Here is a 17,150-nt window from a genome sequence, read left to right as displayed (position 1 = left end):
CGGGCGGTGGCGGCGTTTCGGCTCGAGGAGGTGGTGCAGGCGCTTTCGGACTCCGGGAATGAAAATGGGGCTGCCGGGGCGCCGGACAAGCGCCCCGGCAGCCCCGGGCATCCGTATCTCCGGCTGGCGAGCAGCCGGAGAGGGAAGAGCTAGACTACATCACTCGTAGTCTTCGATCGGCGCACAACCGCAGAACAGGTTGCGGTCGCCATACACGTTGTCGGCGCGGCCGACCGGCGGCCAGTACTTGCGCTTGCGCAGCGACGGCACCGGGAAGGCGGCCACTTCACGCGAGTAGCTGTGCTGCCAGTCGTCGGCGGTGACCACCTCGGCGGTGTGCGGCGCGCCCTTCAGCGGGTTGTCCATGCGGTCGTACTCGCCGCGCTCGACCTTCACGATCTCGGCGTGGATGGTGATCATCGCCTCGATGAAGCGGTCCAGCTCGGCCTTCGACTCGGACTCGGTCGGCTCGATCATCAGCGTGCCCGGCACCGGGAAGCTCATGGTCGGGGCGTGGAAGCCGAAGTCCATCAGGCGCTTGGCCACGTCTTCGTTGCTGATGCCGGTCTTGTCCTGCAGCGGACGCAGGTCGATGATGCACTCGTGCGCGACCAGTCCGTCGTGGCCGGTGTACAGCACCGGGTAGTGCGGAGCCAGGCGGCGCGCGATGTAGTTGGCGTTCAGGATCGCAGTCTCGGTCGCCGCCGTCAGGCCGTCGGCGCCCATCATCGCGATGTACATCCACGAGATCGGCAGGATCGAGGCCGAGCCGTACGGCGCCGCGCTGACCGCGCCGATGCCGGCTTCGTTACGCTGGTAGCCGGTCGAGGCCTGGTTCGGCAGGAAGGGCACCAGGTGCGCGCCCACCGCCACCGGACCGACGCCCGGGCCGCCGCCGCCGTGCGGGATGCAGAAGGTCTTGTGCAGGTTCAGGTGGCTGACGTCGCCGCCGAAGATGCCGGGGCCGGCGACGCCGACCAGCGCGTTCATGTTGGCGCCGTCCACATACACCTGGCCGCCGTGTGCGTGCACGATCTCGCACAGTTCCTTGATGCCTTCCTCGAACACGCCGTGGGTCGACGGATAGGTGACCATCACGCAGGCCAGGTTGGCGCTGTGCTGCTCGGCCTTCTTCTTCAGGTCTTCCAGGTCGACGTTGCCGTTCTCGTCGCAGGCCGTCACCACGACCTGCATGCCGACCATGCTGGCCGATGCCGGGTTGGTGCCGTGCGCCGAGGACGGGATCAGGCAGATGTTGCGGTGGCCTTCGCCGCGCGACTCATGGTACTTCTTGATGATCAGCAGGCCCGCGTACTCGCCCTGCGAGCCGGCGTTCGGCTGCAGCGACACGCCGGCGTAGCCGGTCACGGCGCACAGCATCTGCTCGAGCTGGCCGATCATCTCGCGGTAGCCGACGGTCTGGTCGTCCGGCGCGAACGGGTGGATGTTCGAGAACTCGGGCCAGGTGACGGGAATCATTTCCGAGGTCGAGTTCAGCTTCATCGTGCACGAACCCAGCGGGATCATGGTGCGGTCCAGTGCCAGGTCCTTGTCCGCCAGCGCGCGCAGGTAGCGCAGCATCTCGTGCTCGGCGTGGTAGCGGTGGAAGGTCGGGTGAGTCAGGTAGGCGCTGGTGCGCGACAGGGCCGCCGGGAAGGCGTCCCGGGCGTCGTTGTCGAGGCTGTCGAAATCGACGGTCGCGTCCTTGCCCGCTGCTTGGCCGAAGATCTTCGCCAGCACGGCGATCTCGTCGCGGCCGGTGGTCTCGTCCAGCGACAGGCCGACGTGGCGCGCATCGACGCGGCGCAGGTTGATGCCGTTCTCGACGGCGATGCGGTGCACCTCATCGGCGTTGTCGGTGACGACGGTTAGGGTGTCGAAGAAGGTCTCGTTGACCAGCTGGAAGCCGAGCTGCCGCAGCGAGGCGGCCAGGATGCCGGTGTAGCGGTGCACGCGGCGGGCGATCTGCTCGAGACCCTTGGGGCCGTGGTAGATCGCGTACATCGAGGCCATCACGGCCAGCAGCACCTGCGCGGTGCAGATGTTCGAGGTCGCTTTTTCGCGGCGGATGTGCTGTTCGCGGGTCTGCAGCGCCAGACGGAACGCCTTGTTGCCCTGGGCGTCGACGGTGACGCCCGCCAGGCGGCCGGCCATGCTGCGCTTGTAGTCGTCGCGGGTGGCCAGGTAACCGGCGTGCGGGCCGCCGAAACCGAGCGGCACGCCGAAGCGCTGGCTGTTGCCGACCACGACGTCGGCGCCCCATTCGCCCGGCGGGGTCAGCACGGTCAGGGCCAGCAGGTCGGCCGCGACCACGACCATGCTGCCTGCCGCATGCAGCTTCTCGCAGGCGTTGCGGTAGTCGCGCACGTCGCCGTTCACGCCCGGGTACTGCAGCAGCACGCCGAAGCAGGGCTCGCTGAGGTTTTCGATGTCGGCAGCGGCGATGCTGCGCACCTCGACGCCGATCGGCTTGGCGCGGGTCTCGACCACTTCACGGGTCTGCGGCAGCACATCGTCGGCGACGTAGAAGACCTTCGAGGCCGACTTGCCGACGCGCTGGATCAGCGTCATCGCCTCGGCGGCGGCGGTGCCTTCGTCCAGCATCGAGGCGTTGGCGATGCCCATGCCGGTCAGGTCGGTGATCACCTGCTGGAAGTTCAGGATCGCCTCCAGGCGGCCTTGCGAGATCTCCGGCTGGTACGGGGTGTAGGCGGTGTACCAGGCCGGGTTTTCGAAGATGTTGCGCAGGATGACGGGCGGAGTGAAGGTGCCGTAGTAGCCCTGGCCGATCATCGACTTCATGACCTTGTTCTGCGAGGCGATGCCCTTCAGCTTGGCCAGTGCGGCCTGCTCGGGAAGCGGATCGAAGAACTGGCCCAGGTCCAGCTTGTCCTTGAGGCGGATGTTGGCGGGAACGACGGCATCGATCAGGGCGGCGCGGCTCTGGTAGCCGAGGACGGACAGCATGGCTGCCTGTTCGGCGTCGGACGGACCGATGTGGCGCGGGATGAAGCCATCGCGTGCTTCGAGTTGGGTCAGGCTGGTGCGGGTCATGGCGGAAGTCGAGAAAAAGGAATCGAGGCGGGAGGAATCAACGTCGTCCCCGCGAAGGCGGGGACCCAAGTTCTGCGTGCGCTGCGGTACATTCAAACAAACTTGGGTTCCCGCCTTCGCGGGAACGACGAGGTGCTGCTACGTCGGGGTACTGCTATTAACCTTCGGTGGTCTTGCCGTAAGCGGCAGCGTCCAGCAGGCCGTTGATCGCACTCGGATCGGCCGGCTGCAGCTTGAACAGCCAGGCGCCGTAGGCGTCGGCGTTGATCGAGTCCGGGGCGTCGGCGGTCGCCTGGTTGACGGCGGTGACGGTGCCCGAGACCGGTGCGTAGATGTCGCTGGCGGCCTTGACCGACTCGACCACGGCGGCGTCGTCGCCGGCGGTGAAGGTCTTGCCGACCTGCGGCAGTTCGACGAACACGATGTCGCCCAGCGCGTCCTGTGCGTATTCGGTGATGCCGACGGTCAGGGTGCCGTCAGTCTCTTGACGGACCCACTCGTGGGACTCGGTGTATTTCAGGTCGGCTGGGATGTTCATGCATGGCTCCTAATGGATAGAGAGATGAGGCGGTAAATATACGTTGTTCTTGTCTGCGGGGGCGCTTCAAGCCGCCAGCACTTTGCCGTTACGCACGAACGGCAGCTTGACCACGGAGGCGGCCAGTTTCTTGTCGCGGATCTCGACGTGCACGGTGTCGCCGACCTGCACATCGACGGGCACGCGCGCCAGCGCGATCGCCTGCTGCATGCTCGGGCTGAAGGTGCCGCTGGTGATTTCGCCGGCATGGCCGGAGGCGGCCACCACTTTCTGGTGGGCGCGCAGGATGCCGCCTTTTTCGCGCAGGATCAGGCCGACGAAATTCTGCTGCTGGCCCTTCTGCTGCAGCGCGGCCTTGCCGATGAAGTCGCGCTCGGCCACCAGGTCGACGGTCCAGGCCAGGCCGGCGTCCAGCGGCGAGACGCTGTCGTCCATGTCCTGGCCGTACAGGTTCATGCCGGCTTCCAGGCGCAGGGTGTCGCGCGCACCGAGGCCGGCCGGCTTCACGCCGGCGGCGATGAGGGCGTTCCACAGCGCTTCGGCCTGGCCGGCGGGCACGCCGATCTCGAAGCCGTCTTCGCCGGTGTAGCCGGTGCGCGCCACCATCACTTCGCCGAACGGGGTGTCGTTCACGATCGTGACATTGAAGGGCTTCATGGCTTCCGAGGCGGCCTGGGTGCTGGGGAGCACCTGCCAGGCCTTGGCGCGCGCGTTCGGGCCTTGCACGGCGATCAGGGCGATGCCTTCAGTGTCCGAGCCGGATACGAGGTCGGCGCGGCGCGGGGTGATGGTCAGGCCGCTCTTGGTGGCATCGTTCTGCTGGCGGATCCAGGCGATGTCCTTTTCGGCGGTGCCGGCGTTGACGACCAGGCGGAACCAGTCTTCGCGGAAGAAGTAGACGATCAGGTCATCGATCACGCCGCCGTCAAGGTTCAGCATGCAGGAATACAGGGCCTTGCCCGCTGCCTGCAGCTTGTCGACGTTATTCGCCAGCAGGCCGCGCAGGAAAGGACGCGCGTTGGCGCCGTGCAGGTCGACCACGCACATGTGGGAGACGTCGAACATGCCGGCGTCGGTACGGACTGCGTGGTGTTCCTCGATTTGGGAACCGTAGTTGACGGGCATGTCCCAGCCGCCAAAGTCGACCATCTTGGCCCCAAGGGAGCGGTGTGCGGAATTGAGCGGGGTCGCTTTGAGCGTCATGGCGTGAGATCCTCGGGCAGTGAAATAGGGGTACAGCACGCTTGCGCATGCAGTTCGCACCCCTCTGTCCTCGATACCTGAGAGATAGCGGTCAAAGCCGCTTGCCCCTTCGGTGGGCCCGCCGGGGGCCGCTCTCCAGAGTTGATCCGCCGCGCCTGCATCTACGAGCATGAGCGTGCGTCCCCCGACCGGTCCGGTTGCCTGAGAGTTTTTGGGTGATGCCCCTTCGGCGGCAGTTGGTTCTGCGCTCTCCCGGTCAAGACTGCGAAGGATATGCGAGCCGTGGCGGGAAGTCAATCGGAGGGAAGGGCGCGGCAGGCTGCGCACTATTGCAGTGCGTCCATAAGGGGAAAAACCCGTGTTTTGTTACACTTGCTCCATGACCCTTGTGACAGTAGAGACCGACTATGAGCGAAGATCAAGCAAAACAGCAAAAAGAGGCATGGTTCACCCTGTCCGGTGACGTCAACAGCGACATGGTGCATCGCGTGTTCGAAGCCGTCGCCGAGATGGCCGAGGACGGCCTCGAAACCGCCCACGTCCTGGTGCAGTCGAATGGGGGCTACGTCAGCGACGGCCTGTGCCTGTACAACTTCCTGGCCAATTCCCCGGTCGATTTCGTGATGTACAACGGCGGCGCGGTGGCATCGATCGCCGTGATCCTGTTCCTGTCCGGCACCCGGCGCTACGCCAGCGAAACGGCCCGCTTCATGATCCACAAGTCGCATGCAACGGCCTCGCCGGGCTCGCGTCCGGACGCCCTCAACATTATCGTCGAGGGTCTGCGCGCGGACGATGCCCGTACCGAATCGATCCTGCGCAAGCATATCGAGCTGACGCCGGAACAGTGGGGCATCCACCAGTACGGCGACCTGCACCTGAACGCGCGCGACGCCAAGAACGCCGGCTTGGTCAACGACGTCGTCGACTTCGCGCCGCCCAAGGGTGCCCGCCTGCGGAATATCTGATCCGGGCCGGGCGCGCGTCGCCCGGCTGAGCCGACTGCAAATGACAGGGCCTGGAACGGTCTCCCGTTCCAGGCCCTGTTGCCGTCCTTGAAGGCCGAAGGCGGCGCTGCGGCTGGCGCTGCCGCGTCGCCTTCGGCCTCAGGCGGATTTAGCGCTTGCCGTCGTTCTTGTGGCTTTGGCGGCCGGCAGCGGCATGCTGCTCCGGGGTGCCGCCGCGGGTGCTGCCCGAACGCGAACCCGAGCCGGAAGCCGACTGCTTGTTGCCGTCGTTCTTGTGGCTTTGACGACCTGCTTCCGCATGCTGCTCCGGGGTGCCGCCGCGGGTGCCGCCCGAACCGCCCGAACGCGAGCCGGAGCCCGAACCCGACTGCTTGTTGCCGTCGTTCTTGTGGCTCTGCTGGCCAGCCTTCACGTGCTGCTCGTGGGAACCGCCTTGGTTGCCCGATTTGCTGTTGTTAGCCATGATCATTCCTTTCGAAAAATTGGAAATGTCCTGCTTACCGAAGCGTTGCTGAAACATTGGAAATCAGTAGCGTTTCCGGTAAGGCAATAATGCAAGCCCGTCAGTAGATGTGGTATCAGAACACAGCGTGTGGTCTTGTAGGAGTTAGACCTACCGTTTAAAAATAATTCTCCTAATATTCGTTCTGCAGCGCGAAATGTTTTCCCCTTGGTTTGATGAAATATTGCCTAAGCTACTGTTATTATTGTTGAGCTAACTCGACTGTAGCATGGGCGTTTTCCGCGCAACAGGCTGTCTGGGCCGCCGCCATCGGACACCGGGGCCGCCGTCCCGGCAGCAGTTTGCAGAAAATGGTTGCTTGGCGGAAATTATGTGCCACAATAGCAGTGGGCAAGCCATAGCCATACACATTCCATCACCATGTCATCGAGCCGTATCCAGAGTCCGGCAGCGCGCCAGGCTGCGTCGACGCAGCAGGCGACGCTGGAGTCGCTCGTCGGTATCGGGGCAGCCCGGCTCAAGGAACAGCTGACGCCGATGATCGGCCGCTTCGGCGCCGCCCTGGCGGATGTCGGCCAGCCGGGGCTGGGCGCGCGCGAAGTCTACCGCCGCGTGCGCTCGGCCAAGCTGCTCAAGGAAAACAGCTACGCTTTCTTCCACCTGGCCGCCACCGGTGTCGAGCGGGCCCTGCGCCAGGAACTCGACTGCCTGCGAGCGCAAGGCAGTGCCGGCAAGGCCGCGCCGGCGGCACTCAGCCTGGTGCCGCTCGAGGTCATGGACAGCAAGGTCGCTTTCGGCGCCATCACCAGGCCCTTCGACATCGCCCATTCGGAACAGCTGGCGGCCCTGTCGGTCCGTGTCGGCCTCCTGCTGGGCAAGGGCGTGCTGCGCGCCGACGCCAACCCCTTCCGTCCGGAAGTCTTCCTGAAAGCCCTGGAAGAAGCCTGGCGCGAATTCGAGCCGGAGGAAGAGTCGCACGGACTGATCCTAGGCTTGCTGCGGCCCGAGCTGGTGTTCGACTTCGCCCCCTTGTACGAGGCCCTGGTCGATGCGCTGACCCGCAAGGATGGCCAGCCCGGCTCGGTCGAGGCCTTGCGCATCCAGAAGACCGACGACGCGGCGGCGGCGCGGGCGGCGCGCGCCAGCGGCAAGGCCGCGCTGGCCGAGCAACTGCGCAAGCTGTTCGGCGGCGATGCGGCGCCGATGGATGTGCCGCTGATTCCCGAACTGCCCGAGATGCCGCAAGGGGCTGGCGGCTGGCGGCCCAGCGCGGCGGCCGGCTTCGCACCGCCTGGCACCCCGTCTGTCGCCGGCCTGTCGCAAGCAGTCGCGTACCAGAGCCCTGGCCAGGCCGCGCCCCTGCTGGAACTGCTGGCCCGCATCGAGCCATCGCCGCCGGCGTCAGGCCAGAGCCAGGCCCGGGGCGTTCCCGCCGCCGGCGGCGCACTGCCGCACGAGGTGTTCTACCTGCCGCGCTTTGCCCGGAGCCTGCCCAAGGGCAGCCTGTCGCGCGGCGAGGAAAGCACGCTGGGCCTGCTGTCGCGCGTGTTCGAAACCGTGCTGCTGGACGATAGCATCCCGGCGCAGACCCGCGAGCTGCTGCACGTGCTGCAGGTGCCGGTGCTGAAGGCGGCCCTGCTCGACAAGAACTTCTTCTTCGAGGAGGCACACCCGGCGCGGCGCCTGGTCGACCTGCTGTCGCGCATGGGGTGGGAGCAGCGCAAGGATCTCGACGATCCGCTGTTCCAGGCCATGCAACGCAGCGTGGAAAAGATCGGCGGGGTCGGCGAAGCGCGCCTCGGCGCCTTTGCCGAAGCGGTGGCCGAACTCGAAGCAGGCATCGCGGCCGAGGAAGGCGCCCAGGAACAGGCGATCGCCGGTCCGGTGGCCAGCGCCCTGAAACAGGAAAAGCTGCAGGTCGCGACCCGCGCCGCGCGCGATGCCGTGCTGCTGCGCGTGCAGGCCGGCGACGTCGGACAGGTGCTCGGCGGCTTTCTCGAGCAGCGCTGGACCACGGTCATGACCTTCGCCTACAGCATCGAGGAAGACAAGCCGGGGGCGGTCGGCAACGCCACCCGCGCGATGGACGAGCTGATCTGGAGCGTCAAGCCGAAGCCCACCCGGGAGCAGCGCAAGGCCCTGATCGGCAAGCTGCCGCGCCTGCTGTCCACGCTGAACAAATGGCTCGACGCGATCAAGTGGCAGGACGCCGAGCGCCTGCAGTTCTTTGCCCGCCTGGCCGAATGCCACGCCTCGATCGTGCGCGCGCCGATCGAGCTGTCGCCGGAACGCCAGCTGGAACTGGCGGTCGAAGCGGCCCAGCAGGATGCGCTGCGCCGGGTCGAGCTGGAGCAGCTTGCTTCCGAACAGGAAGCGGAGCGCCGGCAGATGATGTCGCCGGTCGATGGCCTGGAGCGCGGCATGTGGTTCGAATTCCGCACGAGCGAAGGCGCGCGCAAGCTCAAGCTGGCCTGGGTCAGCCCGCTGCGCACCCTGTTCATCTTCGCTGGCGCGGGGCGGCGCGAAGCGTTCTCGCTGTCCGCCGAAAAGTTTGCCGAACTGCTGCATGCCGGCACCGCGCGCGTGCTGGCCATCGACGGCGTGGTGGGACAGGTGCTGTCGGAGGTGATGCGGGCGGGGGCGGTCAACGATGCGGCGTTGACGGTGGCGGCCTCATGACACGCCGTTCCCGCCTGCGCGGGGCGACGGTGTTCGCTCGTTCGCGCTTCCTGCTATAGTCGAGCCGACCCATCAACTAAATTCATCCATGATCTGGTGGTCCCATCTTTCCGCCCTGGGCGGCCTGAACGTCACCGCGCTGCTCGCCGTCGCCATCGCCGCCTGGCTGGTCGGCGCGCGCTGCTGGCGGCTGGCGCTGGCATGGTGCCTGCTGTTCGGCGTGGCGCTGGCCGTCGCCGCAGCCAGCCAGGCGGCCTTCCTGGGCTGGGGCATCGGCATCCGCTCGCTCGGGTTCACCGGCTTTTCCGGCCACGCCACGCGCGCTGCGGCGGTGTTCCCGGTCGCGTTGTTCCTGCTGCTCGACCGGCAGGGCCGGCGGCGTGTCGAACGGCGCAAGGAAAGCCGGGCGGAAGGGCAGCCGGAGCGCCGCAAGCAGGGCTGGCAGCGCGCCGCCGTGCTGGCGGGGGCGATCCTGGCGGCGGCGGTGGCGGTGGCCCGCGTCAAGGTCCACGCCCACACGCCCAGCGAGGCCATCGCCGGCTGCCTGCTGGGCTTGAGCGCGGCCGGCCTGTTCATCGTACGCTGCCGCGCGGCGCGCGACTGGTCGCCGCAGCCATTGCTGCTCGGGCTGCTGGCGGCGACCATGCTGCTGCCGCGTGCGGACCCCATGAATTCCCACCAGTGGCTGACCGCGGCCGCGCTCAAGCTGTCCGGGCACGACCGGGTCTGGCTGCGCGAAGGCTGGCAGCCGGCCCAGGGGCCGTATGTGCCGCCATGCGCGCCGGAGAAAGTCCGTTTCGGCGTCCTCTGTACCTGAGCCGAATCGGTCCGCCGCCGCAAGCGTCCCGGCGCCGCCCGCCACGTCGGGAATCAGGTCCACGCGCTGCGCACAAAAAGCAATATTGAGGGTGTGGAGTAGCATTGAAAATGATAGGGCATAGCAATCTACATTGCGGATAAGCTGCCGGATACCTTGCGTGTCCGTTCCGCTCCGGGCGGCTTGCCGGTTCTGCGGCCTGTCTGGACGCCATCACCCGGCAATAGCGCCAATTCTTGGCCTTAAAGCAAGGAACAGGTGGTATGATGCGGTTTTTTACAGATCCCCCTCCACCCTGAGCAAACGTGCGTCTATCCTCCATCAAATTGTCGGGATTTAAGTCTTTTGTCGATCCCACCAATTTCCAGGTGCCGGGGCAGCTGGTCGGCGTGGTCGGCCCGAACGGATGCGGCAAGTCGAACATCATCGATGCCGTACGCTGGGTGCTGGGCGAATCGAAAGCGTCCGAACTGCGCGGCGAGTCGATGCAGGACGTGATCTTCAACGGCTCCACCCACCGCAAGCCGGCCGGGCGCGCTTCGGTCGAGCTGGTGTTCGACAACAGCGCCGGCAAGGCGGCCGGGCAGTGGGGCCAGTACGCCGAGATCGCCGTCAAGCGGACCCTGACGCGCGACGGCACCTCGACCTACTACATCAACGGCCAGCCGGTGCGCCGGCGCGACATCCAGGACATCTTCCTCGGCACCGGCCTCGGCCCGCGCGCCTACGCCATCATCGGTCAGGGCATGATCTCGCGGATCATCGAATCGCGCCCCGAAGAGCTGCGCGTGTTCCTGGAAGAGGCGGCCGGAGTCTCCAAATACAAGGAACGGCGCCGCGAAACCGAGAACCGGCTGTCCGACACGCGCGAGAACCTGGTCCGCGTCGAGGACATCCTGCGCGAGCTGAACGCCAACCTGGAAAAGCTGGAAGCCCAGGCCGCGGTGGCGAACCGCTTCCACCAACTGCAGGCCGACCAGGAAGAAAAGCAGAAGCTGCTCTGGCTGCTGCGCAAGAACGAAGCCAGGGCCGAGCAGTCGCGCTGGTTCCTCGAGATGGAGCAGGCGCAAACAGGCCTCGAAGAACAGAACGCGAAGATGCGCCACCTGGAGCTGGAGCTGGAGCGCATGCGCCAGGCGCATTACGAAACCGGGGACCGGCTGCACGCGGCGCAGGGCGCGCTGTACCAGACCAACTCCGAGATCGGCAGCCTGGAGGCGAGAATCAAGTTCGTGGTCGAGTCGCGCACCCGGCTGCAGAACCAGATCGGCACGCTCACCGCGCAGCGCGAACAGTGGCTGAACCAGGCCAACGAGACCCAGGAACAGATCGAGGAAGCTTCATTTCGCCTCGAGGAACTGGCGGCCCGCGTCGAAGGGGCGCAGATCGCGGTGGAAGCGCAGAACGAGCGCCTGCCGGAACTGGATGCGGCCTGGCGCGCGGCGCAGGAAAAGGCGACGGAGTCGCGGGCCCGCATCATGCAGGTCCAGCAGCGCATCGAGCTGTCCTCGGCGCACCAGCGCAACGCCTCAAACATCCTGGCGACCCTGGCCACGCGCCGCGAGCGCCTGCAGCAGGAGCGGGGCAACCTGAACCTGCCGGACGCCGGCCACCTCGACAATCTCCGTATGCAACTGGAGGAGAAGCAGCTCCAGCTCGAAGAGCAAAACCTGATGCTGGAGGAAGCCGCCAGCCGCCAGGAATCCAGCGAGCAGGAGCGGCGCGAGGCGCACGCCCAGGTCCAGCAGGAGAGCGCGGCGAACGCCAAGCTGGAGGCCCGCCTGTCCGCGCTGCGCCAGCTGCAGGAACGGGTCCAGACCCAGGGCAAGGTCCAGCCCTGGCTGCAGAAGCATGAACTCGACAAGCTGCCGCGCCTGTGGCAGAAGCTCGACATCGAGACCGGCTGGGAGACCGCGCTGGAGTCCGTCCTGCGCGAGCGCACCGGCGCGCTCGAGATCTCGAACCTGGACTGGGCGCGCGGCTTCTTCGGCGACGCCCCACCGGCGCGCATGGCCGTGTACACGCCGTCGAGCGCCGCCCCTGCGCAGCCGGCGGCGCACGGCCTGAAGTCCTTCGCCAGCCTGCTCAAGCTGAACGACCCCGGCCTGCGCGGCCTGCTCGACGACTGGCTGCACGAGGTGTATGTGGCCGACGATCCCGGCACCGCCCTGGCCCAGCGCGAGCGCCTGCCGGCCGGCGCCTGCTTCGTCACGCCGCACGGCCACATCGTCAGCCGTTCCAGCGTGCGCTTCTACGCCGCCGACGCCGAGCAGGACGGCGTGCTGGCGCGCCAGCACGAGATCGACAACATCGGCAAACAGCTGCGTGCGCAAGCCCTGCTGCTGGACGAGGCACGCGCCCGCGCGACCCGCGCCGACGCCGGAGTCAGCGACCTGCAGCGCCGCCTGCAGGAAGGCCGCCAGAAGGTGGCCACCTTGCAGCGCGAAACCCACGCCCTGCAGATCGAGGTGGTCAAGCAGGCCGAGGTCGAGGCCCGCTTCAATCAGAGGAGCGGCCAGATTTCGGCCGACCTCGACGAGATCGCGGCGCAGGAATCCGAGCAGCGCCAGGCGAAAATGGAAGCCGAGGCCCAGTTCGAAGAGCTGGACATGGAACTGGCCGAACTGCAGGGTTCGCACGAGGACGGCCAGGTCGAGTTCCAGGAAAAGGAACGCGTCCTGGCCGAGGCACGCGAAAAGCTGCGCGAGCTGGAACGCGCGGCCCAGGAAGCGGTGTTCGCCGAGAAGACCCAGCGTACCCGCATCGAGGAACTGCGCCGCACCATCGCCACCGCGAACCAGCAGGCGGCCCAGGTGCTGGAAAGCATCGCCTCCGGCAAGCTGGAGCTGGAAGCGCTGGAATCGGGCAGCGCCGCCGAAGGGCTGCAGGAACTGCTGGCGCGCCGCACCGCGCAGGAGCAGGCCTTGAGCGATGCGCGCCACGAACTGGACCAGCTCACCCAGCAGCTGCGCGCGGCCGAAGAAGCGCGTATGGCGGCCGAACGCAGCCTGCAGCCGCAGCGCGAGCGCATCACCGAGATGCAGCTGAAGGAGCAGGCCGCGCGCCTGAACCAGGAGCAGTTTGCCGAAGCCCTGAGCGCGACTGGCGCCGATGAATCGGAACTCTCGCAGAAGCTGGTCCCCGACATGAAGCCGCAATATCTGCAGGGCGAGGTGACGCGCCTGACGAATGCGATCGCGGCGCTCGGCGCGGTGAACCTGGCGGCGGTCGAGGAACTGGCCCAGGCCACCGAACGCAAGCGCTTCCTGGATTCCCAGAACGCCGACCTGCAGGAAGCGATCGCCACGCTGGAAGGCGCCATTTCGCGCATCGACCGCGAATCGCGCGACCTGCTGCAGGATACCTTCGACCGCGTCAACGAGAACTTCTCGGAACTGTTCCCGATCCTGTTCGGCGGCGGCACCGCCAAGCTGGTGATGACCGGCGAGGAGATCTTGGACGCCGGCGTGCAGGTCATGGCCCAGCCGCCGGGCAAGAAGAACGCCACGATCCACCTTCTTTCGGGAGGTGAGAAGGCGCTGACCGCGACCGCGCTGGTGTTCTCGATGTTCCGCCTGAATCCCGCGCCGTTCTGCCTGCTCGACGAGGTGGACGCGCCCCTGGACGACGCGAATACCGAGCGCTTCTGCCGCATGGTGAAGCGGATGTCGGACCATACCCAATTCCTCTTCATCTCGCACAACAAGATCGCGATGGAGATGGCCAACCAACTGATCGGTGTGACGATGCAGGAGCAGGGCGTATCGCGCATCGTGGCGGTGGACATGGAGTCCGCCGCGAATTTCGCTACTGAGGCACAAGCAGCATGACTGATTTCCAAATGAGCCTGATCGCGGCCGGCGGCGTCTTCGTCGTCGGCGTCATTAGTTACAACAAGTGGCAGGAGTACAAGGCCAGGAAGAGCGTCGAGCGCGCCTTCGCCTCGGACCATGACGACGTGCTGATGAAGACCGGGGCCGCCCCCGCCGCGCCGGTCGATGCCGTCGCCGCCGAGCGCGGTCCGGTGGCCCGCCAGGAGCCGGTGCTGGACGCCAACGTCGATGCCCCGTTCGCGGAGCTGGCCGGCGCCGATGCCGTGGCCGAGCCGGTGATGCGCGAGCCCGCATCCGCGCCGCCTGCCGCGCCTGCGGCGGGCGTGCCCCCGGCGGCTGCCGGTGCCGGGGCCGCGCTGGATCCGCTGGCCGGCCAGCCGGGCGCAAGCCTGCCCGGCGTGTCGCCGGGTACCCCGCCGGCCCAGCTGGCCGAGAACCTGGTCGATCCGCTGATCGATTGCCTGATCCCGCTGAACATCGAAGGCGCCCTGCGCGGCGAGAAGATCCTGCCCGCGTTGCAGAAGCTGCGCCGTGTCGGCAACAAGCCGGTGCACTTCGTCGGCCTGGCCGTGAACGGCGACTGGGAGCCGATCGTGCACGGCGGCGTCTACACCAGGCTCCAGGCCGGCGTGCAGCTGGCCACCCGCGCCACGGCCCTGAACGAACTCGAATATTCCGAAATGGTCACGCGCCTGCGCGCAGTGGCCGACGAAATCGCCGCTGAGCCGGAAGTGCCGGACATGATCGAGGTGATGAGCGAGGCGAAGAACCTGCACCGCTTCGTCGCCGGCCATGACGCCCAACTGGGCGTGAACCTGGCCTCGAAGGGCGCGCCATGGGCGATGTCGACCCTGATCGGCGCGCTCGAGAATGCGGGCTTCGACGTGCGCCCGGACGGCCGCTTCGCGATGCCGGATGGCGAAGCTGGCGTGTTGTTCACGCTGTCGACCAACGTCAACCTCGGCGCCGACACCACCTCGCGCCTGACCCTGCTGCTCGACGTGCCTTGCGTGGCCCCGGCGAAGGATGGCTTCGGCAAGATGATCGACTGCGCCAAGTCGCTGGAGCTGCGCCTGGACGCCGCCATCGTCGACGACTTCGACCAGCCGCTGTCGGACCAGGCGCTCGGCGAGATCGCCGGCCAGGTGCGCGAGTTCTACCAGGAGATGGAAGCCGCCGACATCCCGGCCGGCTCGACCCGCGCGCTGCGCCTGTTCAGCTAAAGGAGTGGCCATGGCCGAACAGCAGGACGCATCCGATAACTTCGTCGAGCGCATGGCGTGGCTGGTCAAGGAGCTGAACCACCACATTTATAACTACCACGTGCTCGATGCGCCGACCATCCCGGACGCCGAGTACGACCGCCTGTTCCGCGAACTGCAGGAGCTGGAGGCGGCGCACCCGGAAGCGGTGTCGGTCGACACGCCGACCTCGCGCGTGGGCGCCGCGCCGATTCCCGAATTCAGCCAGGTGACGCACGCGATGCCGATGCTGTCGCTGAACAATGGGTTTAGCGATGACGATATCGACAACTTCGACCGCCGCGTGCGCGAAGGACTGGGCCGTGCGCAGGTGGAGTATGCCGCCGAGCTGAAATTCGACGGCCTCGCGATCAGCCTGCGCTACGAGAACGGCGTGTTCGTTCAGGCCGCCACCCGCGGCGACGGCTACACCGGCGAGGACGTCACCGCGAACATCCGCACCATCAGGGTGATCCCGCTGCGCCTGCAAGGCAAGGACATTCCCGAGGTGCTGGAAGTGCGCGGCGAAGTCCTGATGTTCAAGCAGGATTTCGAACGCCTGAACCAGCGCCAGCGCGACGCCGGCCAGAAGGAATTCGCCAACCCGCGCAACGCCGCCGCCGGCAGCCTGCGCCAGCTCGATGCCCGCATCACGGCCCAGCGCAAGCTGCGCTTCTTCGCCTACGGTATCGGCGTCCTGGTCGGTGCCGAACTGCCCGAATCGCACTCCGCGGTGCTGGACTGGTTCGAACGCCTCGGCCTGCCGGTGTCGAAGGAGCGCGCGGTGGTCACCGGCTGCGAAGGCATCCTCGCGTATTTCCGTTCGATCGGCGAGAAGCGCAAGTCGCTGCCCTACGAGATCGACGGCGTGGTCTATAAGGTCGACCGCATCGCCGACCAGGCGCGTCTCGGCTTCGTGTCGCGCGCGCCGCGTTTCGCGCTGGCGCACAAGTTCCCGGCCGAGGAAGCGCTGACGACCGTGCAGGCGATCGACGTGCAGGTCGGCCGTACCGGCGCCATCACGCCGGTCGCGCGATTGAATCCGGTGTCGGTCGGCGGCGTCACCGTCACCAACGCCACGCTGCACAACGAAGACGAAGTGCGGCGCAAGGACGTGCGCGTCGGCGACACCGTGATCGTGCGCCGCGCCGGCGACGTCATCCCCGAAGTGCTGGCCGTGCTGCTGGAGCGCCGCCCGCAGCCGGAACCGATGGCCTACACCCTGCCGCGGACCTGCCCGGTGTGCGGCTCGCACGTGGTGCGCGAAGAAGGCGAGGCCGTGGCGCGCTGCTCCGGCGGCCTGACCTGCGCGGCCCAGCGCAAGGAAGCGATCCGCCACTTCGCCGGCCGGCGCATGATGGACATCGAAGGCCTGGGCGACCGCTACATCGACAGCCTGGTCGAATGCAATTTGATCCACGGCGTGGCCGACCTGTACCGCCTGACGCTGGACGACCTGCTGAAGATGAAGCGCCTGGCCGACGAGCGCGACGGCACGACCCCGGAGACGGTCAAGCAGGGCAAGGTGGCCACCAAGTGGGCCGACAACCTGCTGGCCGCGATCGCCGCCAGCCGGCATCCGCCGCTCGAGCGCCTGCTGTTCGCGCTCGGCATCCGCCACGTGGGGGAGTCGACCGCCAAGACCCTGGCCGACTGGCTGGGCAGCCTGGCGCTGGTGCGCCGCGCCCCGGCCGCGCTGCTGCGCGTGCTGCCGGACATCGGCGGCACCGTGGCCGAGGCGATCGCCGATTTCTTCGACGAGGAAAAGAACCAGCAGGCGCTGGACGCACTGCTGGCCGCCGGCATCGAGCCGCAGGGCGAGCATGCGCCGAAGGCCCAGCTGCGCGAACGCCTCGACGAGGTCAAGCTGCTGGCCGCGCTCGACATCCCGAAACTGACCGAAGCGCGCGCGCGCCAGCTGCTGGCGGATGGCCGGTCGCTTGACGACCTGGAGCACCTGCGGATCTTCAGCGTATTCGGCCTGCCGGACTCGGTGGCCGCCGCGCTGGAAGAATGGATGGCGGCGCCGGGCAAGCGCGACACCGTGCAGGCGATGGCAAGCCTGCGCCGCGAACTGCTGGCGCTGCTGCCGGAACATGCCGCGGCCGGCGACGAAGGCCCGCTGGCCGGCAAGACCTTCGTGCTGACGGGGACGCTGCCGACCCTGTCGCGCGACCAGGCCGGCGCTTTGATCGAAGCGGCCGGCGGCAAGGTGTCGGGCTCGGTGTCGAAGAAGACCTCGTATGTGGTGGCCGGTGCCGAGGCCGGAAGCAAGCTGGAAAAGGCCGAAAGCCTGGGCGTGACCGTGCTCGACGAAGCGGGCCTGCTGGCGCTGCTGCCGAAATAACAAGATA

At 67.2% G+C, this 17,150-nt stretch carries 10 protein-coding genes and 2 riboswitches; of the genes, 6 read left to right on the top strand and 4 right to left on the bottom strand.

Annotation, left to right across the window (positions count from 1 at the left end):
* Nucleotides 1-159: 159 nt before the first annotated feature.
* The 3 genes from gcvP to gcvT all read right to left on the bottom strand — a co-directional run bounded on the left by gcvP (nucleotide 160) and on the right by gcvT (nucleotide 4,795).
* Nucleotides 160-3,054: an aminomethyl-transferring glycine dehydrogenase gene (gene gcvP, locus ACI48D_RS20740; RefSeq protein WP_435573147.1), complete on the bottom strand. Its 2,895-nt coding sequence runs from the start codon at nucleotides 3,052-3,054 to the stop codon at nucleotides 160-162.
* A gap of 157 nt (nucleotides 3,055-3,211) precedes the next feature.
* On the bottom strand, nucleotides 3,212-3,592 hold the full coding sequence (gene gcvH / locus ACI48D_RS20735) for a glycine cleavage system protein GcvH (protein ID WP_435573146.1): 381 nt from the start codon (nucleotides 3,590-3,592) through the stop codon (nucleotides 3,212-3,214).
* 66 nt (nucleotides 3,593-3,658) lie between these two features.
* Nucleotides 3,659-4,795, bottom strand: coding sequence for a glycine cleavage system aminomethyltransferase GcvT (gene gcvT, locus ACI48D_RS20730; protein ID WP_435573145.1), 1,137 nt, complete (start codon nucleotides 4,793-4,795; stop codon nucleotides 3,659-3,661).
* 54 nt (nucleotides 4,796-4,849) lie between these two features.
* Nucleotides 4,850-4,944: riboswitch (glycine riboswitch) on the bottom strand.
* 30 nt (nucleotides 4,945-4,974) lie between these two features.
* A riboswitch (glycine riboswitch) is annotated at nucleotides 4,975-5,060 on the bottom strand.
* A gap of 142 nt (nucleotides 5,061-5,202) precedes the next feature.
* Here gcvT and ACI48D_RS20725 point away from each other — a divergent pair.
* Complete coding sequence (locus ACI48D_RS20725) at nucleotides 5,203-5,763, top strand: ATP-dependent Clp protease proteolytic subunit (protein ID WP_435573144.1); 561 nt, start codon at nucleotides 5,203-5,205, stop codon at nucleotides 5,761-5,763.
* 148 nt (nucleotides 5,764-5,911) lie between these two features.
* Here ACI48D_RS20725 and ACI48D_RS20720 read toward each other — a convergent pair whose 3' ends face one another.
* Nucleotides 5,912-6,226 (bottom strand): hypothetical protein, encoded by a 315-nt coding sequence (locus ACI48D_RS20720; RefSeq protein WP_435573143.1) that lies wholly within the window; start codon nucleotides 6,224-6,226, stop codon nucleotides 5,912-5,914.
* 420 nt (nucleotides 6,227-6,646) lie between these two features.
* Between ACI48D_RS20720 and ACI48D_RS20715 the strand changes: the two genes are divergently transcribed.
* The 5 genes from ACI48D_RS20715 to ligA all read left to right on the top strand — a co-directional run bounded on the left by ACI48D_RS20715 (nucleotide 6,647) and on the right by ligA (nucleotide 17,143).
* A complete protein-coding gene (locus ACI48D_RS20715; protein ID WP_435573142.1) occupies nucleotides 6,647-8,905 on the top strand; it encodes a DUF1631 family protein in 2,259 nt (752 codons plus the stop codon).
* Nucleotides 8,906-8,993: 88 nt separating this feature from the next.
* Nucleotides 8,994-9,722, top strand: a complete 729-nt coding sequence (locus tag ACI48D_RS20710) for a phosphatase PAP2 family protein (protein WP_435573141.1) — start codon at nucleotides 8,994-8,996, stop codon at nucleotides 9,720-9,722.
* Between the two features lie 305 nt (nucleotides 9,723-10,027).
* Nucleotides 10,028-13,552: a chromosome segregation protein SMC gene (smc, locus tag ACI48D_RS20705; protein ID WP_435573140.1), complete on the top strand. Its 3,525-nt coding sequence runs from the start codon at nucleotides 10,028-10,030 to the stop codon at nucleotides 13,550-13,552.
* Nucleotides 13,549-14,778 carry a cell division protein ZipA C-terminal FtsZ-binding domain-containing protein gene (locus ACI48D_RS20700; RefSeq protein WP_435573139.1) on the top strand — a complete coding sequence of 410 codons (1,230 nt, stop codon included), beginning with the start codon at nucleotides 13,549-13,551 and terminating at the stop codon, nucleotides 14,776-14,778. The genes smc and ACI48D_RS20700 overlap by 4 nt, the downstream gene beginning before the upstream one ends.
* Nucleotides 14,779-14,788: 10 nt before the next feature.
* Nucleotides 14,789-17,143, top strand: coding sequence for an NAD-dependent DNA ligase LigA (gene ligA, locus ACI48D_RS20695; protein ID WP_435573138.1), 2,355 nt, complete (start codon nucleotides 14,789-14,791; stop codon nucleotides 17,141-17,143).
* The last annotated feature ends 7 nt before the right edge of the window (nucleotides 17,144-17,150 follow it).

Source organism: Massilia sp. LXY-6 (genome assembly GCF_051233485.1).
Lineage (GTDB): Bacteria > Pseudomonadota > Gammaproteobacteria > Burkholderiales > Burkholderiaceae_D > Telluria.
Note: the sequence above shows the minus strand (reverse complement) of the source record. Positions and strands in the feature narration are given on the sequence as shown.

Excerpts from the sequence above, each read along its gene's own strand:
- gcvP (WP_435573147.1), bottom strand. The coding sequence starts at position 3,054 with ATGACCCGCACCAGCCTGACCCAACTCGAAGCACGCGATGGCTTCATC.
- gcvH (WP_435573146.1), bottom strand. The coding sequence starts at position 3,592 with ATGAACATCCCAGCCGACCTGAAATACACCGAGTCCCACGAGTGGGTC.
- gcvT (WP_435573145.1), bottom strand. The coding sequence starts at position 4,795 with ATGACGCTCAAAGCGACCCCGCTCAATTCCGCACACCGCTCCCTTGGG.
- ACI48D_RS20725 (WP_435573144.1), top strand. The coding sequence starts at position 5,203 with ATGAGCGAAGATCAAGCAAAACAGCAAAAAGAGGCATGGTTCACCCTG.
- ACI48D_RS20720 (WP_435573143.1), bottom strand. The coding sequence starts at position 6,226 with ATGGCTAACAACAGCAAATCGGGCAACCAAGGCGGTTCCCACGAGCAG.
- ACI48D_RS20715 (WP_435573142.1), top strand. The coding sequence starts at position 6,647 with ATGTCATCGAGCCGTATCCAGAGTCCGGCAGCGCGCCAGGCTGCGTCG.
- ACI48D_RS20710 (WP_435573141.1), top strand. The coding sequence starts at position 8,994 with ATGATCTGGTGGTCCCATCTTTCCGCCCTGGGCGGCCTGAACGTCACC.
- ACI48D_RS20700 (WP_435573139.1), top strand. The coding sequence starts at position 13,549 with ATGACTGATTTCCAAATGAGCCTGATCGCGGCCGGCGGCGTCTTCGTC.
- ligA (WP_435573138.1), top strand. The coding sequence starts at position 14,789 with ATGGCCGAACAGCAGGACGCATCCGATAACTTCGTCGAGCGCATGGCG.